A 24,546-nucleotide genomic window follows, 5' to 3' on the forward strand; every position below is an offset into this window, starting at 1 on the left:
AAGATATAGAGGGGTCGCCATGGAAGCACTTTATCTACTCATTCCTATCAGCACCGTGCTGGTGTTCCTGGCCATCTGGGTGTTCGTGCGCGCCTCCGACAGCGGCCAGTTCGAAGACATGGTTGGCCCCGCGCTGAGGATTCTGCAGGACGATGACAGCGTTGCGCCGGCTGTGGGCAAGGACAAACAGAATTAGATCCCAGCGCACGACTGCTTTTCATAGTTGTTTGATGCACATCAAGGAAGTAAGCTTCAGAGGCCGCTAATCTCTCGCCTATTACAGTTGTACTCGGGGAGAAGACGTGGAAAGAGCGCTTAGCTACAACTACAAAGTCGTCAAGCAGTTTTCGGTTGCGACGATTGTGTGGGGTGTGGTCGGGATGCTGGTGGGGCTGATTATCGCCGCCCAGCTGGCCTGGCCGGAATTGAATCTGGATACCGCCTGGCTGAGTTTCGGCCGCTTGCGGCCCTTGCACACCAATGCGGTGATCTTTGCCTTCGGCGGCAGCGCGCTGATGGCCACCTCATATTATGTGGTGCAACGGACTTGCCAGGTGCGCCTGTTTTCCGACTGGCTGGCGGGGTTCACATTCTGGGGCTGGCAACTGGTGATCGTGCTGGCTGCGATTACTCTGCCGATGGGTTACACCCGCGGCAAGGAATACGCCGAGCTGGAATGGCCGATCACGATCCTGCTCGCGGTAGTGTGGGTAGCGTATGCGGTGGTGTTTTTCGGCACCCTGGCCAAACGCAAGGTGGCGCATATCTATGTCGCCAACTGGTTTTATGGCGCGTTCATCATCGCCGTGGCGCTGCTGCATATCGTCAACGGCATGTCGATGCCGGCCACTCTGACCAAGTCTTACTCCGCCTATACCGGCGTGCAGGACGCGATGATCCAGTGGTGGTACGGCCACAACGCGGTGGGTTTTTTCCTGACCGCCGGTTTCCTCGGCATGATGTATTACTTCATCCCCAAGCAAGCCGAGCGCCCGGTGTATTCGTACCGGCTCTCGATCGTCCATTTCTGGGCGCTGATTTTTACCTATATGTGGGCCGGCCCGCATCATCTGCATTACACAGCATTGCCGGACTGGACGCAGTCGCTGGGCATGGTGTTTTCGCTGATCCTGCTGGCGCCGTCGTGGGGCGGCATGATCAACGGCATGATGACTTTATCGGGCGCCTGGCACAAATTGCGCACCGATCCCATCCTCAAGTTCCTGGTGGTGTCGCTGTCGTTCTACGGCACGGCCACCTTTGAAGGGCCGATGATGGCGATCAAGACCGTCAACGCCTTGTCGCACTACACCGACTGGACCATAGGCCACGTCCATGCCGGCGCCCTGGGCTGGGTCGGCTTCATCACCATGGGTTCGATGTATTACCTGATTCCGCGCTTGGTCGGCAAGCAGAAGATGTGGAGCGTACCGATGATCGAAGTGCACTTCTGGATGGCCACTATCGGCATCGTCCTGTATATCGCCGCGATGTGGATTGCCGGCGTGATGCAAGGCTTGATGTGGCGCGCGGTGAATGCCGACGGCACGCTGACCTATGCCTTCGTGGAAGTGGTGAAGGCGACTTATCCCTATTACGTGATCCGTTTCTTTGGCGGCTTGCTGTATCTGGGCGGCATGTTGCTGATGGCGTTCAATGTGTTCCAGACCATGCGCGGCGGGGTGGCGGTGGTGGCGCTTATACCGGCAGTGAAGGCCCATCCTGCCGCACCTGTTGCAGCCGCGCCGCTGGCTGCCAAAGCTACGGCTGAAGCTGAAGCCGAGACAGAAACGGCGGAGGCGTAATGGCGCACCTGGTCCAATTTGAATCTGGAGTATCTGCATGAAGTTTTCGCATGAGTCGATAGAGAAAAATCCTTGGTTATTGATTGCGCTGGTACTGCTGGTGGTCAGCATTGGCGGGCTGGCGGAAATCGTGCCGCTGTTTTTCCAGAAATCTACCACCGAGCCGGTCACCGGCCTCACGCCTTACCCGCCGTTGCGGCTGGCGGGGCGCGACATTTATATACGCGAGGGTTGTTACAACTGCCATTCGCAGATGATCCGTCCGTTCCGCGCCGAGACCGAGCGCTACGGCCATTATTCGGTGGCCGGCGAGTTTGTCTACGATCGCCCGTTCCAGTGGGGCTCTAAGCGCACCGGCCCGGATCTGGCGCGGGTCGGCGGCCGTTATAGCGATGAATGGCAGCGCGCCCATTTGCACAACCCGCGCGACCTGGTGCCGGAATCCAATATGCCGGCTTATCCGTGGCTGGAAAAAACACACTTGAAACCTGACGAGATTGTGCCGCGCTTGCGCGCACTGCAACGCCTGGGCGATCCCTATGGCGATGCCGAGATCGCCGCAGCGCCGGCAGCATTGGAGGGCAAGACTGAGCAAGATGCATTGGTCGCCTATTTGCAGGGACTAGGGACCTTGATCAAGGCGGAAAGGTAAGCATGATTATCGAAAATTTTCTGAGCGATGCGCGCAGCATCATCACCGTGATCAGCTTTGTCACGTTTATCGGCATCATCTGGTGGGCTTACGTGCGCAAGCGTCCTGCCGATTTCGACGACGCCGCCTTACTACCTTTTGCCGAGGATGAAACTGAATTGGATCAAGTGAAGGCACAATATCTGGCCAGGGAGAAGCGCCGTGGCTGATTTTACCGATGGCTTCTGGAGTCCCTTCATTGCGATATTGACGATCCTCGGCATGCTCGGCTGCGGCCTCTTGCTGTGGATGCAGGCTACCACCAAGGTCAAGCTGGAACCGGGCAAAGACCCTTCTGACAACACCACCGGCCACACCTGGGACGAAGACCTGGGTGAGTTGAACAATCCGCTGCCGCGCTGGTGGATGTGGCTGTTTTACCTGAGCATCGCTTTTTCTGGGGTGTATCTGGCCTTGTATCCGGGCCTGGGGGCGTTTGCTGGCAAGCTCGGCTGGAAATCCACTGGCGCTTATCAGGAAGAGCTGAAACAGGCTGACGCCGCCTACGGGCCGCTGTTCAATCAATACCTGCAGGAAGATTTGAAAATCGTAGCCGCCGATCCGCAGGCGCATGGCATCGGCGAACGCCTGTTCCTGACCTATTGCGCGCAATGCCACGGCTCTGACGCGCGCGGCAACAAAGGCTATCCGAATCTGACCGACCAGGATTGGCTGTATGGCGGCACGCCGGAAATCATCAAGACCACCATCATGCAGGGCCGGCATGGCGTGATGCCGCCGATGGGCGCCATCCTCGGCTCGGATAAAGATGTCGAGGCGGTTGCACATTATGTGCGCAGCCTGTCCGACTCCACCCACGATCCGATCAAGGCGGTGTTCGGCAAGCCCAAGTTCGCGGCTTGCATGGCTTGCCACGGCGCCGGCGGCGTCGGCAACCAAGCCCTGGGCGCGCCCAAGCTGAGCGACAAGATCTGGCTGTACGGCGGCAGTGCCGAGACCATCATGGAGACCATCAACAAGGGACGCGACAACACCATGCCGGCCTTCAAGGATTTCCTGGGCGAGCCCAAGGTGCATCTACTGGCGGCTTATGTGTGGAGTTTGTCGAACCGTGCGGACAGCACGGCCGCAGTGGCCGCTACTATCACTCTTGCCGCTGGCGCGCCGCAATGATCGCCAGCACATTGAGGGCCGCCGGGCATGAGTGAATCCGCTCCCCACATCGCCATCGTCAAGATGTACCAGGCGCGCCAGCAAATCTATCCGCGCGACGTCAACGGCCGCTATGCCAGCCTGCGCTGGCTCTGCGTCTGGCTCACGCAACTGATGTTTTATGGTTTGCCTTGGCTGAACTGGAACGGCCGCCAGGCGGTATTGTTCGACCTGGCGGCGCGCAAATTCTATTTGTTCGGTGTGGTTCTGTGGCCGCAGGATTTCATCTATCTGGCGGCTCTGCTGATTATCTGCGCCTTCGCACTGTTTCTGTTTACCGCCGTCGCCGGCCGTGTCTGGTGCGGTTACGCCTGTCCGCAGACCGTGTATACCAAAATATTCTTGTGGATAGAACGCAAGATAGAAGGCCCGCGCAGCGCCCGCATGCGGCTCGACCGCCAGCCTTGGTCAGTCGTCAAACTGCTGCGCAAGAGCGGCAAACACCTGGCCTGGGGCGCGCTGGGCTTGTGGACCGGCTTCACTTTCGTCGGCTATTTCACGCCGGTCCATCAGCTGGCGCGGGAGGTAAGCGTACTCGGCCTGGGGCCGTGGCAATGGTTCTGGATCCTGTTCTACGGTTTCGCCACCTACGGCAACGCCGGCTGGATGCGCGAGCAGGTGTGCAAATACATGTGTCCGTATGCACGCTTTCAAAGCGCCATGTTCGATCGCGACTCTCTGATCATCACCTACGACGCTGAGCGCGGCGAACCGCGTGCTGCAAGCAACGCCGCCACGGCGACCAGCTCATCAGCCAGCTCAGCGGCGGCTTGCATCGATTGCAGCATGTGCGTGCAGGCTTGTCCGACCGGGATCGATATCCGCGCAGGCCTGCAATATATGTGCATCGGCTGCGCCGCCTGCATCGACGCCTGCAATATGGTCATGGATAAAATCGGCGGGCGGCGCGGGCTGGTGCGCTACGCCACCGAAAACGCCATCGCCGGCGGCCTGTCGAAGGCGCAGATATGGCGCCGCATCTGGCGGCCGCGGGTGCTGATTTACAGCGCCGTGATGCTGGCGTTGGTGACCGTGCTGCTGACCTCGCTGGGCATGCGGGTCGCGCTCAAGGTGGATGTGATCCGCGACCGCGGCTCGATGGGGCGCGAAGTCGAGAACGACATGATCGAGAACGTCTACCGGCTGCAAATGATCAATACCGATGAAACTGCGCATCGCTACCGGATCAGCGTATCCGGCGTCGACGGCATCGTGTTGGCGACGACTGACCAGGTGACGCTGGCAGCTACCGAGACGCGCCTGGTTCCGGTACGGGTCAGGACACCGCACGGCGCCGGGCGCGGCGGCTCCAACAGAATAGTTTTTGAGGTGCAGGCAATCGACGGCAGCACTTCACGAGTGCGCGAGAAGGCGGCTTTTTTTATTCCGCGCTGACGGGCGGGTTTCAACTCATGACATCGCCCCGGTAAGAGTCATCTGGGGTCAGAGTCAACTTTCGCAGAGCTTCATCGCGAAACTTGACTCTGACCCCACATGACGGATTCGGAGAAAGGCAGAGCGCACTGGGTGGTTTTGTTCTTTTTAACGATGAGGCAGGTACTCCGTGGTCCGCTAAGTGGGGTCAGAGTGAAGTTTCTGCAAAAACCGCGCAGAAAGTTCACTCTGACCCCAGTTAGCTGCATTTGTTAAGCGCAACCGGGCAAGGGCATTCTCATGTTTCATGAAACTCTCAATAATCAAAAATATCCAGGAACAGCTATGAAAACGCTGAAGCAGACAGGTCCGATCCATGCCGCAACGCCAAAGACGCTAACGCCGTGGTACGCGCAACGCTGGCCGTGGTTGTTGATGCTGGGGCCGATGGCGGTGGTGCTGGCGGGTCTGTTTACCGCCTGGCTGGCGTTTACTTACCAGGATGCGCTGGTAGTCGACGACTATTACAAAGCCGGCAAGGCGATCAACCAGGATTTGCGGCGCGACCGTGAGGCGGCGCGGCTGGGGATCAGCTGCAACTTGCGCTACAATGCGGCGCAAGGTGTGTTGAGCGGCGTTTTGCACAATCTGCAGCAATCGGAAACGCCGGCAACATCGACAGAAGAGGGCGCAGCGGCCCTTGGCAGAGGCACGCTGCAATTGCGGCTGATCCATTCAACCTTGCCGGCTAAGGATATCCTGCTGAATCTGCAAGCCGACCGCCAGGGGAATTTTTCGGCGGCTTTGCCGTTGCTGGATGCAGCGCGCTGGCAGGTGCTGATCGAGGATAGGCAGGGTAACTGGCGCTTGCACGGCAATTGGATCTGGCCGCAGCAGCGTGCTATCGATCTGAGGGCTGAAGGCTGAAGGCTGAAGGTTGAGTAAAGGAGAACGCAGATGGACCTCGTCATTCGCAACGCCAGCCTGCCGGATGGCAGCCAGGGAATCGATATAGCGATTGAATCCGGGCGCATCGCTGCGCTCGGCCGTTCACTCCCCATGCATGGCAAGCAAGAGATCGATGCCGCCGGAGACCTGGTCACTCCGCCGTTTGTTGACGCCCACTTCCATATGGACGCGACCTTGAGCTATGGGCTGCCACGTGTGAATAGTTCAGGCACGCTGCTGGAAGGCATCGCCTTGTGGGGCGAGTTGAAACCGCAGCTGACGCAGGACGCCCTGGTTGAGCGCGCCATGCAATATTGCGACTGGGCGGTGGCGCGCGGCTTGCTGGCGATCCGCTCGCATGTCGATGTGTGCGACGATCGCTTGCTCGCGGTGGAGGCGCTGTTGCACGTTAAGGAACGGGTGGCGCCCTATCTGGATCTGCAATTGGTGGCGTTTCCACAAGATGGCTTGCTACGCAATCAGAGCGCATTTTCTAACCTGAAGCGCGCGATCGATCTTGGCGTCGACGTCGTCGGCGGCATACCGCATTTCGAGCGCACCATGGCCGACGGCGCCGAGTCTATCCGCCTGCTGTGCGAATTCGCTGCAGAGCAAGGCCTGCGCGTAGACATGCACTGCGATGAATCGGACGATCCGCTATCGCGGCATATTGAAACCCTGGCTTATCACGCGCAGCGCCTGGGAATGCAGGGCCGGGTGACAGGGTCTCACCTGACTTCCATGCATTCGATGGATAACTACTACGTCAGTAAACTGCTGCCGCTGATGCGCGAGGCAGGCGTCGCCGCGATTGCCAATCCGCTGATCAACATCACGCTGCAAGGCCGGCACGACACTTATCCGAAGCGGCGCGGCATGACGCGTGTGCCGGAATTGCTGGCCGCCGGAATCGAGGTCGCGTTCGGCCACGATTGCGTGATGGATCCCTGGTACAGCCTTGGCTCTGGAGATATGCTGGAAGTGGCGCATATGGGTATGCATGTGGCGCAGATGACCGGCCAGGCTGCGATGCATGCTTGTTTCCTGGCGGTCACTGAAACGCCGGCGCGAATTCTTGGCCTGCAGGATTACGGACTGACGCCAGGATGTCACGCCGATCTGGTGATACTCGACGCCAGCAGCACGATCGAGGCGATCCGCCTGCGCGCCGCCCGGCGCTTTGTTATCCGCCGCGGCAAAGTCGTCAGTCAAGCGCCGGCGGCACAAGCGAAACTCAATTTGCCGGGACGGCCTGAGTGTGTGGATTTTCGGCTGCAGCGTTTGTAGTTAGTCAGCCGCAGACTTCGCTGCCGGCCGCCAGCGCTTTCAAGGCTGGCAAATCCAGCAATTCCAGATCGCGGTTGCTGACGGCAAGTAAACCATCCTTCTTTAGCTTCGACAGCAGGCGGCTGATGCTTTCGATGGTCAGGCCGAGATAGTTGCCGATGTCTTCGCGCGTCATGCGCAACTGGAAATTGGTCGGCGAATAACCGCGCGCTGCGTAGCGCGACGACAGGTTCACCAGGAAAGCCGCAAACCGCTGTTCTGCGCGCATATTGCCCAGCAACAGGATCACACTTTGTTCGCGCGTGATTTCCTTGCTCATGATGCGGTGGAAATGGCGCAGCAGGGCAGGAATGTCGCCAAATAATTCTTCCAGCCGGGCGAACGGGATTTCGCACACTTCACTATCTTCCAGCGCCACCGCATCGCATTGATGGGTATCGCTGCTGATGGCATCCATGCCCAGCAATTCGCCGCTCATTTGAAAACCGGTGATCTGTTGCGCGCCGTCGGGATTGGCCTGGTAAGTCTTGAATTGCCCGACCCGTACCGCGTAGAGAGAAGTGAATTTATCGCCGATCCGATACAGAATGCCGTCGCGCGGCACGCGGCGGCGGCCGATGATGCCGTCGAGCCGCTGCATGTCTGGTTCATCCAGCCCCATCGGCAGGCACAGCTGGTGCATGCTGCAAGAAGAGCAGCTGCTGCGCAGGGCGGTGAGATCCAGCAGCGGCGCTGCACGAAGTGTGGGTTGATTCATGGCGTGGTCCGATAGTGGGCGCGGCGTAGCAAAACCGCGACCCGCTATTTTACCTTACCGCCATGCAGCGCCGAATCGCGCGAAGCCAACGATAAGCAGCTTGTATAAGCAGCTTGTCTCAAGCGACGATCACGGCCTCGCTGGTCGGCATGCCGGAGAAATCGGTCCAGCAACGGCGCCGGAAATCATACAGTTTGCAACGGCGCGCCGTATCGAAATACCAGCGCCAGGAGAATTTCTGGATCACGATGCGCAACGGCAGCATGGTTTCCAGAATCTGCTGCGCCTCTTGCAGACGATACAGTGGAATACTCATGTCGACGTGATGCGCGGTGTGTTCCATGATGTGATGCAAGAGCGCACCGATGCGATAGCGGAATGTCAGGTGCACGGTAGTGGAAACGAACGGCTGTGCCGCCGCCCACACGGTTTTCTGGTCGTACCAGGCGATCCCGGTATGGGTGTGATGGACGTAGACCACAAAGCCGATCATCGCATTCCAGAACAGGAACGGCAGCACAAAACCGGCTGCCAGCGTCAGCCAGATCGCTTGGCCGGTCGCCAGCGCGGCCGCCGCCAGAGATCCGATCCAGACGATTGCCGCCACCGAAACCAGGATCCCGTCCCAGATAAACACCGGCCGCCGCGTCGGCATTTGGCGCCGGCTCGGGAAATACATGCGTTGCCACCACATTTCAACCAGGTAGTACAACCACGGCCCCCAGCCGCTGCGATAGATGCGTTCCAGCCATTGGCGCCAGCGTGGCAGCGCCTGGAATTCCTCCAGCGACAGCGGGTGCCAGACAAAATCGAAACCCTTCAGATTGGTATAGCCGTGATGCACCACGTTATGGCCGACATCCCACAGGCTGTAAGGCGTCAGCGAAGGCAGGAACACCAGGCGGCCGAGCCAGCGATTGAGGCGCCGGTGCGGCGTGAAACTTTGGTGGCAGGCGTCGTGGCCGAGAATGAACAGGCGGCCGATGATAAAGCCGGCGACCGCGCCGAAGAACAGTTTTGCCGCTGCATGCTGCAGCCAGACGGTAGCGACGATTGCCAGCCCAAACAAAATCAGATCGAGCAAAATCAAGGCCAGCGCGCGGCTGGTGCTGCGCTGCGCGATCGGCAGCAGCCAGGAGCGGATGACTTTGCGATGCGGCATCGCTGCCGACGGCAGCACCGGCTCTGGCAAGTGGAGATGTGGCATGTAAAAAACCTTTGATATAGAGATAAAACGCCGATCGATCTTAGGCGATTTAAAAGGAGAAGACGTTGACTTCGATCAAAGATTTGCGGGATTGCGGGTTATGGAAATGTCGGGTCATTGCGCACTTCGGCAAATCCATTCTTAATTTTTTAACATGCCACAAATATATGCTGCGTCGCAAAGAAAAATATATATAATTTCCGCACGGCAAATATTGCCCGTTACAACTCAACGCCGGTCCTCCCTAGGCCACGCGGATTTTGATTTAACACAGCAAAGTGCGGCCATGAGAATTTGGTAGAGAAACCATCTTCTGGCTGAAACATTGCTGTTTGCAAAGCAAGGTTTTTTCTTTCCCCTGAAAAGGGCTCAAAAATGCTAGTTTTTGGAGAAGAAGATGAATCGGAACTTGAATAGATTAGCCTTAATTCTCAGCTTCACCTGTTTCACCCTCAGTTCGGCCTTAGGCGCCACCATCACCAGGCAAATACCCAGCAGCGGCACAGTCAAGATTCCAGCCACCAGCGTCGGCGTCGATGGTTTGTCATCGCCCGAAACATCGCCAGTATTTTCGAATGCGCCCAATCTTGCCGATGGTCCTACTGCCGCGGGTACCGCAGGCGGCGCTGGTAAAAGCGCAACCCAAAGCACCGCCAACGTGCTGGCGCGGGTAGCGAAGTTCAAGATAAACCGCAGTATTGCGAAGGCACAGGGCAAAGGGGAGTGGACCGAAGCAGTCGACAAAGATGTACCCGACCGCCGGGTGCAAGTCAGTTTTGACGGTGAAAATTCACGCAACCAGCGGCTTGCAAGCAACGGCAACCAGTTTTCCATAGAGCCGCCGGACCAGGGACTCTGTGCCGGAAACGGTTATGTCATGGAATCCCTGAATGATGTCATGAAGGTGTATAACCGCAAAGGCGCTGCATTGAGCGGCGATATTGCGCTGAATGCATTTTATGGCTATGCGCCAGCGATTAACCGCCAGGTCAGTCCGCGCGTTTTCGGCCCTTCGATTACCGACCCGGCCTGTTATTTCGATCCCGACGTAAGGCGCTGGTTTCACCTGGTGCTGACATTGGATACCGATCCTGCCACGGGCGCGCAAACCGGCGCCAATCATCTCGACCTCGCGGTCAGCTCGTCAGCCGATCCGCTCGGGAGCTGGACGGTGTACAAGATTGCGGTGCAGGATGACGGCACACAGGGCTCGCCACAACATGCAAACTGCCCATGCCTGGGCGACTATCCGCACATCGGCGCCGACGCCCACGGCATCTATCTGACCACCAACGAATTCCCGTTTTCCGGCGGCTTCAACAGTGCGCAAATATATGCCATATCCAAAAAGGCGCTGATCAGCGGCAGCGCCTCGATACAAGTGGTGCAACTGGACACTGCCGATTATCTGCTCGAAGGTAATCCGGGATTCACGGTGTGGCCGGCAGTATCCCCCGCCGGCGATTTTGAGCGCAGCAACCGCGGCACCGAATATCTGTTGAGCTCGGTCGCTGTGTTTTCCAATTCCGGTAATGACAATCGGCTTCGCGTGTGGGCGCTTGGCAATACCAAGTCCCTCAACGACGCCGTACCCGCACTGACGCTGTTACATAATGTGGTGAACGTCGACAGCTACGGCGTGCCGCCGGCAATCCCACAGAAACCGGGAACTGCGCCCCTGAGAGACTGCTTGAACGATCGCAGCCTGGTAACGCCTGCCGGTGTCGGCTGCTGGACATATCTGACCGCAGTCCAGCCGGCAGTCCCGGAAACCCTGGCAGCGCTCGATCCAAACGATTCGCGCATGCAACAGGTGTTTTTCACCGGCGACCGTTTATACGGTGCACTCGATACGGTCGTCAATGTCGCGGGCCAGGAGCAGACCGGGATTGCCTACTACGTGCTGAATCCCTCAGTTTCACCCAGTCAGATCAGCGCATCGGTAGTCAAGCAAGGCCAGGTAGCGGTCGCCGGCAACAGCGTTACACGGCCGGCCATCGCGGCACTGCCTAACGGCAAAGGAGTGATCGGCTTTACCTTGGCTGGCGCCGACCATTATCCAAGTGCCGGCTATATTCATTTCAGCCGTGACCGGGGGCATCGAGGTGAGACGGTGAAAGTCATTGCCAACGGACTCGGACCAGACGACGAATTCGGCGCTTATCACGCCTTCGGGACGCCGCGCAGCCGGTGGGGCGATTATGGTGCGGCGGCAGTTGACGGCAACGACATCTGGCTAGCCGCCGAATACATCGCGCATGCCTGCACGCTGGCGCAATTCACCGATCCGGCGGCACTGTTCAGTTGCAACGGCAGCCGCGTCACCCTGACCAACTGGGCAACCCGCATCAGCCGGATCGAGCCCTGACACCTGAAACCGTAGTTTGAATCATTGGCGGCTCCATGCGTGGGGCCGTTTTTTTACCGCTGCTGGCGTGAGGCTGGGGGCCTGTAAACAATTGCTCCGGTAAGGAATTCCTGATACGGGCTTCTTTCTTGCTTACATAAAGATCGCGATTTCCCGATGACTGCAGTCTTCCGTATTGATTAGAATTTCTATTTGGAAATATCCAAATATTGACTCTTGAAAGCGGCAAATGAAACTTAAAGACAACACTGACGAATACATAAAAAACGCCAACAAATTGCTGGATGCGGTAAGAGCCAAACTTGGGCTCAAAAACGACGCAGCACTTTCACGCTGCCTTAAAGTAAGGCCGCCGGTTATCAGCAAAATTCGCCATGGCCGGCTCTCGGTCGGCGCATCCCTGTTGATCACTATTCATGAAACCTGTGATCTATCGATTGCAGAATTGAAGAGTTTTTTAAAGCATGAGGACCGTTCCCCGGAGAGCCTGGCATGAGGAAACGCTAGCTGCTCAAGCTGAAAAGCCTGGTTCACCCCATCATGAATAGGGCGCTAGAATCAGGAATGTTGATAACTTTGCGCCAGCGTTGCCGATTGATCTTGCTATTGTGGCTGATTTGCACGCCGCTGCAGGTACTTTGCCAGCAATTGCCGTTGCGTTACTACAACCAGAGCGATGGCCTGGGGAATCTGGCCGTCTCGGCGCTGGCGCAAGAGCCAGGAGGTTATCTCTGGATCGGCACTCAAAACGGCCTGTTCCGTTACGACGGCGCGCGCTTTCAGCGCTTTGAGTTGAGTCACGGTGCTTCGGGTCCCAACTCTGGCCCCAACTCCGGCCCCAGCCTCAGTCCGCACATAACGGCACTGCATGTCGATGGCGGTGGTCGATTGTGGGCTGGCACCAGCGAAGGCTTGTACCGCTGGCAGGAGCAGCGCATGGTGCCGATGCAATTTCAAAATACCAAGTTCAGCCTGTATGAGAGACAGAATTTCGCGACCCTTGGGCCGGATCGCCTGCTGGTGGTAAACCAGGATCGGTTGTGGCTGGTGAAAACGGCGGATCACGGGCAAACCTGGCAGGCGCAGGAATTTTTCGACGCGGCGCAACTGGCGCATCATCCCGAAATGCGCACACTTTTCAGCATTCATGTCGGCCCGCAGGGAGAGCTGTGGATGGGGTGCGAGCGGGCGTTGTGCCATTACCATCAAGGGAAACTGGAGGTGTTGGGGAAGGAGAGCGGTTTGCCCGCTGAAAGCTGGCGCGCGATTATGCATGACCGGCAACAGACACTCTGGGTGCGCAGCGAGCGCCACATATTTGTATTGCCGGCGGGTGGCCATGTGTTCCAGGATCGCTCCCCCCAGCAGGCGGAGCAGAAAAAGGCAAACGCGATTCCTTTCCTGATGACGGACGCCGGCGGCCGGGTATTCAGCAGAAACGATCAAGGCGTCATCCGATGGAATGGCAAGCGCTGGGAATCGTTTGGCGAGGCCAACGGACTGACCGTCGGCGGCGGCATTAACTCTGCCCTGGTTGACCGCGATGGCGGCGTCTGGCTGGGCTCGCTGGGACATGGCCTGATTCATTGGATAGGTTATCCGAATTGGGAGAACTGGACACCCAGGCAAGGCTTGCCCAGCAGCGTTGTGCTGTCCTTCATGCGCGACCAGGAAAAGCTGCTGCATGTCGGCACCCGTTCCGGTTCCGCGATATTGCAGAAAGCCGGATACTTTTCCGTTGCGCCGGCAACCTACGGCGGCAGCTCCTACCAGTGGGGCAATATGGCAGAAGACGCCAAAGGCAATATCTGGGCAGGCTCACTGTCGGGCTTCCTGGTACACCGTGACAGTGGCCGCGGCCCGGGAGCGGACGTCATGGTCGCAAAACTGCCACGCATCCGCGTCTTGTTTTTCGATTTATCAGGGCAACTCTGGATCGCCACTGAGCAGGGCATTTACCGCATCCGGCATCCCGAATCCAATCCGGTTCCGGTCAAGGTCACGGAATTCCCGTCGATTGAGAACGTCAATGTATACCACGGATGCCAAAGCCCGGCGGGAGTGCTGTGGTTTCTCACAGATAAAGGGTTGTTGCGTTTTGACGGCGCACGTTGGCGCAAGTCGCGATTCAAGCCGGCAGCACAGGTTTTTCAATCTAGCATCTTGATCTGCGCCCATGATGGGACACTGTGGCTGGGTGGCGAGCTCGGGGGGATCTGGCACGCCGCCGAACAGGGCGAGACGCTGGCGGGCAGCGACGTCACACCGGCGTTGATGCAGGATCAATCGGTGGTAGCGCTGTTTGAAGATAGTCGTGGCTGGTTATGGGTGGCGACGGGTGCGGGAATCGGCGTATGGAATCGCAGGCAGTGGCGGTTTTTCAATCAGGACAGCGGCCTGGTCTGGAATGATACCAACGTGAACGCCTTCTATGAGGATGGCGACGGTTCGATGTGGGTGGCAACCAGCAACGGCGCCTCCCATATCTTGCGGCCCGATGCACTGTTCGCGCCGTTGCAGCTGAATGTGCTGGTGGAAAGCATCGCGCGCGACGGCAAAATCCTTTCCCCGGATCAAGCTGTGCGCCTGCCATGGGCCTCGAGTCCGCTGAATTTCAAACTGGCCGCGCTGTCATACCAGAGTCGCGAAACCCTCAATTATCGTTACCGGATGCAAGGCCTGGAGCCGGACTGGTCGAAGACCACCGTGCCGGAAGTGCGCTATGCGGCTTTACCTGCCGGTCATTATCGCTTCCAGGTCGCCGCCGACAATCCCGCCATGCAGGCTTATTCGCCGACGGTGGAAGTCGAGGTTGTGATTCTGCCGCCATGGTGGGCAACCAGGACTTCCTATGCTGTGTGCGGCTTGCTGCTGATGCTGCTGCTGTTTTGTATGCACCGCTACCGCGTCCGCTGGCTGCTCGCTCGTCAGCGTCACAAGGAACGGCAGGCACGTGAACGCGCCTATGAACTGGAAGCTTCGCGCGAAGAAGAGCGCAAGCATTTGACGCGCGAAATCCACGACGAATTGGGACAGCACCTGTCGGCGTTGCGCATGGGGGTGTCGGTGGTGGGGCTTGAGTTTGGCGAAAAAAATCCATCGCTGCAAGGAAAAATCGAAGGCATGGTAACGCTGGTGGACGCCACCATCAAAGTGGTGCGCAATGTCGTCTCGTCGCTGCGACCGTCGGCGCTTGACATGGGGGTAGTGTCAGCGCTGGAATGGCTGACCGAGGAGTTTACAGGGCACACCGGCGTTCCATGCAGCCTCGACGTGTGTGAAGAAAATATTGTCCTGGATGATCAACGGGCGACCACCATTTTCCGCATCGCCCAGGAATCGCTCACCAATATCAGCCGCCACGCGCAAGCTAGCCAGGTGAAAATCAGCCTGGAGAAAATCGACAAGCATTACGTGCTGCAGGTGCGCGATAACGGCGTGGGATTCGACACCGCTCTGCGCAAAAAGAAATCGCTGGGCTTGATCGGCATTCGCGAACGTACCTCCATGCTGGGGGGCGAGGTCGCCATCTTCAGCGTGCCTGGTGTCGGCACCACAATCAAAGTGTCGATTCCCATCGCCGATGAGGCGCTGAATCAATGAGGGCGGCGATTGATCTCATTCGCGATCTCATTCGCGGTCTCACTAGCAATATTACTCAGTCAATTATTCGATCAGATTGTAGGTAATCGCATAGCGCACCAGCTCGGCATTATTCTGGAAGTTCATTTTTTGCATCAACCGCGCCTTGTGGGTGCTGACGGTCTTGTTACTGATAGCCAGCTCTTCGGCTACCTGATTGACGCTTTTGCCACGCACCAGCAGCCGCAGGATGTGGAACTCCCGATCCGACAGAAGTTCATGCGGCGGACGCTGATCGGAACTGCTGGATTCGAACACCATCTGCTCTGCCAGTTCCGGGTCGATGAAACGTCCTCCCGAAACCACTTTGCGGATCGCGTTCATCAGTGTTTCCGGTTTGTTATCCTTGGTCAGATAACCCGAGGCGCCGGCGGACAGGGCGCGTCGTGCAATCGGCAACTCATTGTGCATGCTGAGCACCAGGATCGGCGGATAGGATTCATGGGCGCGGATGCGCTGGATAAGATTGACGCCGCTGACGCCCGGCATGGTCATGTCGAGCAACACCAGGTCTATACCGCCGGCATGCAAGGCGTCCAGCACTTGCCCGCCGTTGACAGCCTCTCCCGCTACCGCCACCTCTTTGCCAAGGGCGAACAATTGTTTTAAACCTTCACGCATAATCGCGTGATCGTCGGCGATCAGTACTCGTATCATGAATCCCTCAATTCATTGTGGATGGAAGTACCGGTCCTGATCTTTGCGTCCTGATCCGGCATGCGGGTCAATCAATGCCCTTCGCCATTATCGCGTACCTGCGGCAGGTAATGGCTTTCTTTTCTGCGCAAGGAAATCCCTACATCAAGATCAGGATATGCCGATATTTCCTGCGGGTAAGAATTGTTATCCTAGCTTTTGTCAGGCAACGCGGGCATGCAAACACTTTGTTGCGCGATCAGATCGCGTACTTGCAAATGCAAAAAAAACTGGCCGATTTGCGATAGCGCTTGTTTGTAAAAATCACATCTGAAGAGAAAATCAACATGGTTAGGACAAGCAAAGGTTTTACCTTGATCGAACTGATGATCACAGTCGCCGTGATTGCGATCTTGTCGGCCATTGCCTATCCAAGTTATGTCGATTATGTGCTGCGAGGCTATCTGGTTGACGCCACCAACGGCATGGCGGCTGGCCAGGCGCAACTTGAGCAGTTCTATCAAGATAATCGGAAATACACTGGAGGGCCTTGCTCTGGCAACACCAAGAATTTCACGTTTACTTGTTCCCTTACTGATCAGGAATACGCAATTACTGCCGCTGGCGCCGGGCCCGCCAGCGCTTTTACTTACACCTACACTTACACAGTTGCTGCAGGTCTGGTAAAGGCCACGACCGCATTGAAAGCCAGTTGGGGCAGTACATGCGCTAGCGACTGGATCGTAAAAAAAGGGCAATCATGCGCTTAGTCATGCGCTCGACGCCCTTCTCTTTCGCAGGCCGGGGATTTAGCCTGATCGAATTGATGATCACAATTGCCGTGGCGTCGATCTTGATGCTGGTGGCGGTGCCGTCGTTTTCCAGCTGGGTTCAGAATGCCAGGATCAGGTCCACTGCCGAGGCATTGCAAAACGGTATACGACTGGCAAAAACCGAAGCGGTGCGGCGCAGCCGGCTGGTCGATTTCCGGCTGACTTCAGTGACGCCGGTAAAGGATGCTGCAACCTCCAAGAGCGGCAGCAACTGGTACGTACAGCAAAACGACACGTTTCAGTTGGCCACCGATGCCAGCGACAAGAATTACAACCTGTTTGTCCAGGGTTCCTCGCTATCTGGCGCGAATGCCAATGTCACTGTTGCCGGCGACGTCGATACACTGACTTTCACCAGCCTTGGACGTCTGAACAATACTGGCGCCAGCCCTTATAAATTTGACATCACGGGCGCGAGCAGTGCCAGCCGCAACCTGAGAGTCATCGTCACCCAAAGCGGTCAGATTCGCATGTGCGACCCTCAGCTCACTTTGTCCAGCACTACTCCGACGGGCTGCTAAATGATGAAACAATCCCTGCAACAACAAGCCGGCTTTGCGCTAATCGAAGTTCTGGTCGCGATTCTGATCTTTTCGTTCGGCATCCTCGGCCTGGTTGGTCTGCAAGCCGTAACCATCAACAACTCCATCAGCGCCGAAGACCGCAGCCAGGCAGCACTGCTTAGCGACAACCTGGTTGCCATGCTGTGGAGCAAAAGCAAATTGGTCGGTGGCAGTTGCGACCTGTTATGCGCGGCCGATGGCGGCAATGCGAAAGACTATAGCAACTGGCAGAGCAAGGTAGCGGCGGTGCTCCAAGGCGGCAAAGGGGTAGCCGCGCTAGACGCCAGCAATCCGGCTTTGGTCAAGATCAGCATCACCTGGACCGCCGCCGCCAAAACCGCTGCCGCAACGGCCAGCCGTAGCTATGACACCGAGGTAGTGGTGCAATGAAAAAATCATTCCAATGCACCGCAGCGCCGATGCACCCGCGATTTCAGCGCGGCCTGAGCCTGATCGAACTGATGGTGGCGCTGGTGATCGGCCTGGTAGTATCGCTGGCGATTTTCAGCGTGATGTCGGTCAGCGAGGCGCGTAAAAGAAATACCACCGGCGCCAACGACATGAACCAGAGCGGCGCTTTCGCACTGTATCAGCTGGACCAGGCAATCAGGAGCGCCGGCACCGGCTTTTCCCAGCAGTACACGCTGACCTTCGGCTGTGCGATCAACGCCAAGAATAGTGGCAAGGCGGTGATCCCTCCAGCCTCGCTGCCGACGCCGTTTTCCAGCCTGACGGCGAATATCGGCGGCGCCTTCCGCATGGCGCCAGTGATCATCTCGCAAGATCCAAACGGCAAGCTGTCCGATAGTCTGATCGTGATGGCAGGCTCCGCCGGCTATGGCGAAATGCCGATCGAATCCACCAGTGTCCCCACTACCAGCCCCAGCCCGCAATTGCATCTGTTGAATACGCTGTCTTTTTCTGCCGGGGGAGGGCAGCAATTGCTGGTGGCTGAGCGTCCTGGCAAAAGCACCGGGTCGCTTCCTGCGTGTTTGATTGAGTCTGTTGACAGCACCTATGCCGGCCCCCCCAGTACAGGTGTTTTGCCGCTGGGTGGAAAATTTTATACCGCCGGCACCGATAAGGCGCTAAGCAGCTACTCCTCCGATTCGGTTGCGCTCAATCTTGGCTTCAATCCGTCATTCCAACTTTATGGGGTGGGATCGAATGACACCTTGGTCGGCTTCGATCTATTGAATGGAACTGCAGCCGGCACCGACCTGATAACCGACGGCGTGGTCGAGATGCACGCGATCTACGGCGTCGATAAAGCCAACAACGGCAACATTACATGGACTGCGCCGTCAGGCAGTTACGCTGCCAGCGCGCTGCTGGATGGCAGCGTCAATGCCGGCAAACTGATTGCCTCGATCAAGTCGATCCGGATCGGTTTGATTACGCGATCGGCGGTGGAGGACAAGAACACGATTTCACCAGCGACCTTGCCGGCCATGTTCGACGGCACTCTGTCTTATGCCAAGACACTGAGCGATGCCGAAAGAAAGTTCCGATACCGGGTGCTGGACGCCACCATTCCCTTGCGCAATGCACTTGCAATCAGCAACTAAGGAGGGCATGTCATGACCACTATGACCACCATGAGCATATTTCCCTCTACTCAATTACTGTCCGCAAATCCGCATTCGAGCCGTAAAGCCAGATTGAAATCAAGCCAGAACATAAGGCAGCGCGGATCGGTATTGATCATGGCCTTGATCGCTCTGCTGGTATTGATGCTGGCCAGCGTTGCATTGATAATTTCGACCGACAGCTCTTTGCTGAGCGCCGGTAACCTGGCCTTTAAACGCGATCTGGCGAATCAGGCCGAGCGCGCCGTAGCACAGGTCAGAACCCAGTTTGTCAGCGGCGCGTTGGTGTCGGAGACGGTTTTGTACAACGACCAGGCGGACCAGAATTACTGGGCTCATGTTTTACCCTCGACAAAACTGCCGGGCATCCCCGATGCATTGATCGCGTCGGCAAAAAAAGACGACATCACCGACACCGCTGCCGGCATCAGGCTGCGTTATGTGATCGACAGGATGTGTGTATCGGGCACCTCGGTTCCCGATAAATCGACTTGCACCATGGGTTCGTTTGTCGATGACAAGGGTGGCAGCGCCGGTTCGGCCAAGGTGAATGCGGGCCTGGGCCCGGTCTACCGGCTGACGATCATGGCGCTTGGCCCGCGCAATACCCAGACGTTTACCCAGATTACGTTCACTCACTAAAGCGCAGACGGCTGACGGCGCATTTTTACCCGTTTGGCATAAACAGGAGCATCAGTACATGAATCGAATCCCTAAGCCGCTACAGGCGCCGCGCTGGCTGAGCCGGCTGCTGTCAGCTGCGCTGATGCTGTGCGGCGCTGGCGTAACGTGTGCGGCGCAAGCGCAAACCGCGCTGAACGACACGCCGATGTTCAGCAACATTATCGTGCCATCCAATGTTCTGCTGGCCTTGTCGGTTGAATATCCAACCGCGACCAGCCGTGCGCATACCGGCGCGTATGCATCGGGTTCAACCTTCATCGGTTATTTTGATCCTGACAAATGCTACGACTACGACAATACCAATGGCTATTTTGCGGCGAGCAAGGCAGCCGCAAGTCACGTCTGTTCCGGGCAATGGAGCGGCAATTTCCTGAATTGGGCGACTACCTCAACCATTGACCCTTTCCGTTGGGCCTTGACCGGCGGCTATCGCGCGGTAGACACCACGACTGCTACGGTATTGCAAAAAGGGTATATGCCAGTCAGTCAAGGAGGGGTAAAGAACTTTCCTGTCCAGGCAATTACCAAGGACGCTGCGACGATCAGCGGCGCGACACCATTCAGCGGCAAAAAATGGGGGAATATTTATGTGCGCGTGTATGGCTTCGGCACTTCGATGCGGGTGTCGAACAGCAATGACAACACCACCATCAGCGTCGACGACACCCCCGGTACTTTCGGGGCCTTCGTCGCCACCGCGTATACGTTGGGCGTAAAGAATATCCCGGCGTCGAGCACGACCGACAACGCTACCTTCGATATGCCGGTATTGGTCAAGGTCTGCGATCCGAATGCGGTCTCGCTGGAAGCCAACTGCACGCAATACGGCAGCAATATTTACAAGCCGACCGGTTTGATTCAAAACAATGCCGATAAATTACGCTTCGCAGCGTTCTCTTATCTGAATGACTCGAACCTCTTGCGCGATGGCGGCGTACTGCGCGCCAGGATGAAATCAGTCGGCCCCAAGACACCGGTGCCGGGATCGACCAGCCTCGATAACCTGCAAAAGGAATGGGATCCTGCTACCGGCATTTTTGTGGATAATCCCGACAGCGCTGACGCCGCTGCCACCGGGACAGTCACCGGCAGCACCATCGCCAACAGTGGCGTCATCAATTATTTGAATAAATTCGGCCTTGCCAGCCAGATCTATAAGAGTGCGGATCCGGTCAGCGAATTGTATTACGCCGCGATTCGTTATCTCAGGAATGCGGGCAACGTTCCTGAATACACCAACGGCCTGAATACGAATGCCGCCATGGCTGACGGTTTCCCGGTAATTACCAGCTGGGATGATCCTATTCAGTATGCATGCCAAAGGAATTTTATTATCGGCATCGGCGATGAAAACACCCATGCCGACGCCAATCTTCCCGGTAGCACGATCGCCGACCCTAGCAAGGAGCCTGCCATGCCGGCCAGCGTAGCGGCAGATGTGCCAGTGTCAGGAGTCACAAGTTCTGCGATTGATGTCCGCCTGGCGACTAACAAGGTCGGCGCACTAGAAGGCCTAGGCAATCTTGGCGAACTGCATCCGACATGGTGTTGCGACCAGAACAGTTATTTCATTGCCGGTCTCGCCTATGCGGCCCATACCGGCGATCTGCGGCCCAACGATTTCGGCAACAAGAAGGGAAGCTTCACAACCACTGCGACAACCTACTGGCTGGATGTGATGGAACGCAATATAGAGAGGCCAAACAATCAATACTGGCTAGCCGCCAAATACGGCGGCTTCACAGTTCCCAATGGTTACAGCACCTATGGAAATACCACAGCGCTGACGCAATCAAGCTGGAATAAAGCCGGCGATACGGACCGCAACGGCAATTTACGGCCGGATAATTATTATGACGCAGGCAAGGCCGGCCTGATGGTGTCGTCGCTGACGGATGCCTTTAAAAGCATTACTTCGGCATCGCAGTTTTCTTCATCTCTGGCGGTGGCGTCACCGGTCAGCATCACCGATGGCACAGTCAGCTACAGCACGCAATATTTCGCGGCTAACTGGTCGGGCGACCTGACTGCCAGCTCATTGCAGTTCGACGCGACTAGTGGACAAGTAATCTCTGCGACACCCAAATGGGATGCCCGTGCACTGCTGGAGACGCAAGCGGCTAGCAGCGGCAGCGGCAGCAGTCAAGTCAAAGGCTGGGACACGCAACGCTTCATCGCCACCAGCGACGGCGGCAAAGGCGTAGCGTTTCGCGCCGCCAATATCGCCAACGCAGGCAATGCCGCAGCCCTGGCTGTGTCTGGCGCGACCACCACCGACGTCGTCAATTTCCTGCGCGGCGACCGCAGCAAGGAAGGCAGTCCATTCCGCCAACGTGCTTACCTGCTGGGTGATATTGTGACGTCCAAGGCTTATCCGGTGGGGGCGCCGGCGGCAACCTACGCGGATTCCAACAATCCAGGCTATAGCAGCTTCGTCAGCGCCCAGGCAACCCGCAGCACGGTGGTGTACGTTGGCGCCAATGACGGCATGTTGCACGCTTTTGACGGTGCAGCTAGCGGCGGCCAGGAACTGTTCGCCTATGTGCCCAGCTTCTTATACCAGGGACCAAGCGCCACTCCTGCAGTGAACGGCCTGGCTTCGCTCGCCAGCGCCAGTTACATCCATCATTTCTTTGTCGATGCGACGCCGGTAGTGACCGATGTGGATTTTGGCAAGGCCGGCCAGGCCAACAGCGCCGCCGATTGGCGTTCCTTGCTGGTGGGGGGCTTGGGCAAGGGCGGCAAGGGTTACTATGCGCTGGATGTCAGCAACCCCGGCACCCTGAGTAATGAAACCAATCTCGCCAATGCTGTGCTGTGGGAGTTTACCGACGCCACCATGGGTTATAGCTACGGTCCTGCGGTTGTCGTGAAAACCGCCAAATATGGCTGGGTGGTGATTCTGACTTCGGGTTACAACAATACCGACGGCAAAGGCTATTTTTATATCGTCAATCCCAGCAACGGCAAATTGCTGGAGCCGCCGATTTCGACCGGCGCCGGCAGCGCCAGCGCGCCGGCTGGCCTGGCTCAGGCAACCGCCTACGTCGCCGACTATACCGATTACACGGCCGACGCCGTATATGCAGGTGATCTGCTGGGCAATGTATGGCGCCTGGACTTAACCAAAACCACCGGCGCCGCTTACGATGCGCCGACCCAGATCGCTTTGCTGACGGATTCGTCCAGCGCCGCTGCGGTACAACCTGTCACCACGCGGCCATTGATTGAAGTCGATAAAAATTCATTGAAGCGTTACGTGCTGATCGGCACCGGCAAGTTGTTGGCTGACAGCGATATCAAGAGCAGTCAGATGCAGACTTTCTATGCCATCAACGATGGCACCGGCGCCAGTTTCGATACCAGCGCGACCTTGCCGGCCGCTGTCGGCAAATATCCGATTACCCGCGCCAACCTGAACAACAATAGCGATGTAACAAACGGCATAGGCGCCACTCCCGCAAAACCGTCCGGCTGGTATATCGATCTGGCCCTGAATAGCAACAATATTGCGCAACGCGTGACGTCGCAGGCCGCAGCAAACGGCGGCATAGTGGCATTTGCTGCAAATCTGCCGGATGGCGATGTCTGCACTCCCTCAGGAAGCAATAATGTCTATGCCGTCAGTTACGATACCGGCAAGTCCCAGTTCGCAGATCTGACATCGGTGGCTACATCGGGCTTGAATAATGGCATCTATTTTGGGAACATCAAGGGAAAAATCGAGGTGGTAACGACCAGAGCCGACGGCCAGTACAGCGTCACGCCGCCCACCACTCCTGTGAACGATCCATTCAATCGCCTGAACTGGCGTCAGATTCCGATTGCGAATTGATGGTTTGCGTAGCGTCTGGTCGAGGCAGAAATTGGACGCAGCGGATTTGGGCGGTGTAAAACGCGATGTAAAACGAAATGTAAAGCGCGATGTGAAACGTGAAGTGCACCGTTTGTTTGGTATTGCGGCATCCTTTGTGATTCACATGTCGGTATTGATGCTGTGGTGGCATCAGACCGATGTCATGGGATTGCCGCCGGCGAGGGCCGCTGGCGGCCAGGAGCAACGCATCGATGTGCAGCTCGTTGCGGTGGCGCCTGCTATAGCAGAGCTTGCGACGTCATCAATTGCAAAGAGTTCGGCATCTGAAGAAACGCTGGCCGCCAGGATGGCTCAGGATCGCGACAAGATCGATCAGACGGCATACCTGCCGCCGGCGCCGATATTCTATGGCCCGCAGCAGGTGGACAAGGGTGCCTTGCCATATAGCGCGCCGGATTCGGACATGTTGGCGGGGCTCCCGGCTTCTGGATTACCGATTCGTTTGCGCCTGTATATCGACGCCAATGGCGTAGTAGTCGGCGTTGAGAAATTGCAAGCTCTTGCCGACGATCAGGAGGCATTTGAAAGGATAGAGCAGATGTTGCGCGGCACTGCTTTCATGCCAGCCAGGTTAGCGGGCGCGGATGTGAATTCGTATCAGGATCTGGAGTTTCATATCGGCCCGGAACTGAATAAGGCCGCTGCGGCGGAATAAGACGCAAGAGAGAGGCACTTTGCATGGGATGGCAATGCGTGCCAGGGATATATGAAAGAAGAAGCAGAGAATCGACAGGCTATGAAAATGGAAAATCCCGTGATTAACAATACGTGGCAATTCATACAGTCACAAAACAGCCATCTGAAAATGAAGGATTTGGTGGTGGCAAGTATCCTGGGCGCGCTGGCAGGGGTAACGCTGGCGACTCTCATCATGATCCGCTGTCATAGAGACGGATGGAGCGCGGATTTGTATCTGATGAGTGCGCTGTGCATTGCCGGGATAACTGCGTTTTTTGTGTATGGCAGTGTGGCCCTGCATAGACACAGGGAAGATGCCCCGCACAAGATCGAAGGGCGCCGCGATCCCGCATAAGCAGACAGCAGAAGCCGTCTGCGAAGGATTTCTGGCTCAGCGCCGTCTCAAGTTCCCGGCTTCAAATTCGCGGACTATA

At 57.3% G+C, this 24,546-nt stretch carries 22 protein-coding genes; 19 read left to right on the forward strand and 3 right to left on the reverse strand.

The window, feature by feature from the left end; translation table 11 throughout:
* The first annotated feature begins 19 nt into the window (after window positions 1–19).
* The 8 genes from ccoS to VNZ60_RS05350 all read left to right on the forward strand — a co-directional run bounded on the left by ccoS (window position 20) and on the right by VNZ60_RS05350 (window position 7,278).
* Window positions 20–196 carry a cbb3-type cytochrome oxidase assembly protein CcoS gene (gene ccoS / locus VNZ60_RS05315; RefSeq protein ID WP_325657378.1) on the forward strand — a complete coding sequence of 59 codons (177 nt, stop codon included), beginning with the start codon at window positions 20–22 and terminating at the stop codon, window positions 194–196.
* Between the two features lie 106 nt (window positions 197–302).
* Entirely contained in the window at window positions 303–1,805 is a 1,503-nt protein-coding gene (ccoN, locus tag VNZ60_RS05320; RefSeq protein WP_325657379.1) for a cytochrome-c oxidase, cbb3-type subunit I, read from the forward strand.
* Between the two features lie 37 nt (window positions 1,806–1,842).
* Window positions 1,843–2,457: a cytochrome-c oxidase, cbb3-type subunit II gene (ccoO, locus tag VNZ60_RS05325; RefSeq protein WP_325657380.1), complete on the forward strand. Its 615-nt coding sequence runs from the start codon at window positions 1,843–1,845 to the stop codon at window positions 2,455–2,457.
* A gap of 2 nt (window positions 2,458–2,459) precedes the next feature.
* Window positions 2,460–2,666 carry a cbb3-type cytochrome oxidase subunit 3 gene (locus tag VNZ60_RS05330; RefSeq protein ID WP_325657381.1) on the forward strand — a complete coding sequence of 69 codons (207 nt, stop codon included), beginning with the start codon at window positions 2,460–2,462 and terminating at the stop codon, window positions 2,664–2,666.
* Window positions 2,659–3,630 carry a cytochrome-c oxidase, cbb3-type subunit III gene (gene ccoP / locus VNZ60_RS05335; RefSeq protein ID WP_325657382.1) on the forward strand — a complete coding sequence of 324 codons (972 nt, stop codon included), beginning with the start codon at window positions 2,659–2,661 and terminating at the stop codon, window positions 3,628–3,630. The genes VNZ60_RS05330 and ccoP overlap by 8 nt, the downstream gene beginning before the upstream one ends.
* Window positions 3,631–3,657: 27 nt before the next feature.
* On the forward strand, window positions 3,658–5,064 hold the full coding sequence (gene ccoG, locus VNZ60_RS05340) for a cytochrome c oxidase accessory protein CcoG (RefSeq protein ID WP_325657383.1): 1,407 nt from the start codon (window positions 3,658–3,660) through the stop codon (window positions 5,062–5,064).
* Window positions 5,065–5,388: 324 nt separating this feature from the next.
* Complete coding sequence (locus VNZ60_RS05345) at window positions 5,389–5,970, forward strand: FixH family protein (protein WP_325657384.1); 582 nt, start codon at window positions 5,389–5,391, stop codon at window positions 5,968–5,970.
* A gap of 30 nt (window positions 5,971–6,000) precedes the next feature.
* The gene (locus VNZ60_RS05350; RefSeq protein WP_325657385.1) at window positions 6,001–7,278 is read left to right on the forward strand and encodes an amidohydrolase family protein; all 1,278 of its coding nucleotides are present in this window, start codon (window positions 6,001–6,003) and stop codon (window positions 7,276–7,278) included.
* Between the two features lie 4 nt (window positions 7,279–7,282).
* On the opposite strand, the gene fnr is transcribed toward VNZ60_RS05350, so the two are convergent.
* Both fnr and VNZ60_RS05360 read right to left on the reverse strand, forming a co-directional pair.
* On the reverse strand, window positions 7,283–8,035 hold the full coding sequence (gene fnr / locus VNZ60_RS05355) for a fumarate/nitrate reduction transcriptional regulator Fnr (RefSeq protein ID WP_325657386.1): 753 nt from the start codon (window positions 8,033–8,035) through the stop codon (window positions 7,283–7,285).
* A 118-nt stretch (window positions 8,036–8,153) separates the two neighbouring features.
* Window positions 8,154–9,242: a fatty acid desaturase gene (locus tag VNZ60_RS05360; protein ID WP_325657387.1), complete on the reverse strand. Its 1,089-nt coding sequence runs from the start codon at window positions 9,240–9,242 to the stop codon at window positions 8,154–8,156.
* A 397-nt stretch (window positions 9,243–9,639) separates the two neighbouring features.
* Between VNZ60_RS05360 and VNZ60_RS05365 the strand changes: the two genes are divergently transcribed.
* The 3 genes from VNZ60_RS05365 (at window position 9,640) to VNZ60_RS05375 (ending at window position 15,213) form a co-directional block, all read left to right on the forward strand.
* A complete protein-coding gene (locus tag VNZ60_RS05365) occupies window positions 9,640–11,610 on the forward strand; it encodes a hypothetical protein (RefSeq protein WP_325657388.1) in 1,971 nt (656 codons plus the stop codon).
* Window positions 11,611–11,839: 229 nt separating this feature from the next.
* Window positions 11,840–12,106, forward strand: a complete 267-nt coding sequence (locus VNZ60_RS05370; RefSeq protein ID WP_325657389.1) for a hypothetical protein — start codon at window positions 11,840–11,842, stop codon at window positions 12,104–12,106.
* A 68-nt stretch (window positions 12,107–12,174) separates the two neighbouring features.
* Window positions 12,175–15,213 (forward strand): sensor histidine kinase, encoded by a 3,039-nt coding sequence (locus tag VNZ60_RS05375; protein WP_325657390.1) that lies wholly within the window; start codon window positions 12,175–12,177, stop codon window positions 15,211–15,213.
* Between the two features lie 63 nt (window positions 15,214–15,276).
* On the opposite strand, the gene VNZ60_RS05380 is transcribed toward VNZ60_RS05375, so the two are convergent.
* Entirely contained in the window at window positions 15,277–15,909 is a 633-nt protein-coding gene (locus VNZ60_RS05380; protein ID WP_325657391.1) for a response regulator transcription factor, read from the reverse strand.
* A 326-nt stretch (window positions 15,910–16,235) separates the two neighbouring features.
* Here VNZ60_RS05380 and VNZ60_RS05385 point away from each other — a divergent pair, with 326 nt between their 5' ends.
* The 8 genes from VNZ60_RS05385 (at window position 16,236) to VNZ60_RS05420 (ending at window position 24,467) form a co-directional block, all read left to right on the forward strand.
* Complete coding sequence (locus tag VNZ60_RS05385; protein WP_325657392.1) at window positions 16,236–16,658, forward strand: type IV pilin protein; 423 nt, start codon at window positions 16,236–16,238, stop codon at window positions 16,656–16,658.
* The gene (locus VNZ60_RS05390; RefSeq protein WP_325657393.1) at window positions 16,649–17,242 is read left to right on the forward strand and encodes a GspH/FimT family pseudopilin; all 594 of its coding nucleotides are present in this window, start codon (window positions 16,649–16,651) and stop codon (window positions 17,240–17,242) included. Before VNZ60_RS05385 ends, VNZ60_RS05390 begins: the two co-directional genes overlap by 10 nt.
* Window positions 17,243–17,674: a type IV pilus modification PilV family protein gene (locus VNZ60_RS05395; protein ID WP_325657394.1), complete on the forward strand. Its 432-nt coding sequence runs from the start codon at window positions 17,243–17,245 to the stop codon at window positions 17,672–17,674.
* Entirely contained in the window at window positions 17,671–18,852 is a 1,182-nt protein-coding gene (locus VNZ60_RS05400; RefSeq protein WP_325657395.1) for a PilW family protein, read from the forward strand. The genes VNZ60_RS05395 and VNZ60_RS05400 overlap by 4 nt, the downstream gene beginning before the upstream one ends.
* 12 nt (window positions 18,853–18,864) lie before the next feature.
* Complete coding sequence (locus VNZ60_RS05405; RefSeq protein ID WP_325657396.1) at window positions 18,865–19,515, forward strand: pilus assembly PilX family protein; 651 nt, start codon at window positions 18,865–18,867, stop codon at window positions 19,513–19,515.
* A gap of 58 nt (window positions 19,516–19,573) precedes the next feature.
* Window positions 19,574–23,392: a pilus assembly protein gene (locus VNZ60_RS05410; protein WP_325657397.1), complete on the forward strand. Its 3,819-nt coding sequence runs from the start codon at window positions 19,574–19,576 to the stop codon at window positions 23,390–23,392.
* 103 nt (window positions 23,393–23,495) lie between these two features.
* Window positions 23,496–24,089, forward strand: coding sequence for a hypothetical protein (locus VNZ60_RS05415; RefSeq protein ID WP_325657398.1), 594 nt, complete (start codon window positions 23,496–23,498; stop codon window positions 24,087–24,089).
* Window positions 24,090–24,140: 51 nt separating this feature from the next.
* Window positions 24,141–24,467: a hypothetical protein gene (locus VNZ60_RS05420; RefSeq protein ID WP_325657399.1), complete on the forward strand. Its 327-nt coding sequence runs from the start codon at window positions 24,141–24,143 to the stop codon at window positions 24,465–24,467.
* Window positions 24,468–24,546 lie beyond the last annotated feature (79 nt).

The organism is Collimonas sp. (assembly GCF_035566375.1).
Taxonomy (GTDB): Bacteria; Pseudomonadota; Gammaproteobacteria; order Burkholderiales; family Burkholderiaceae_D; genus Collimonas.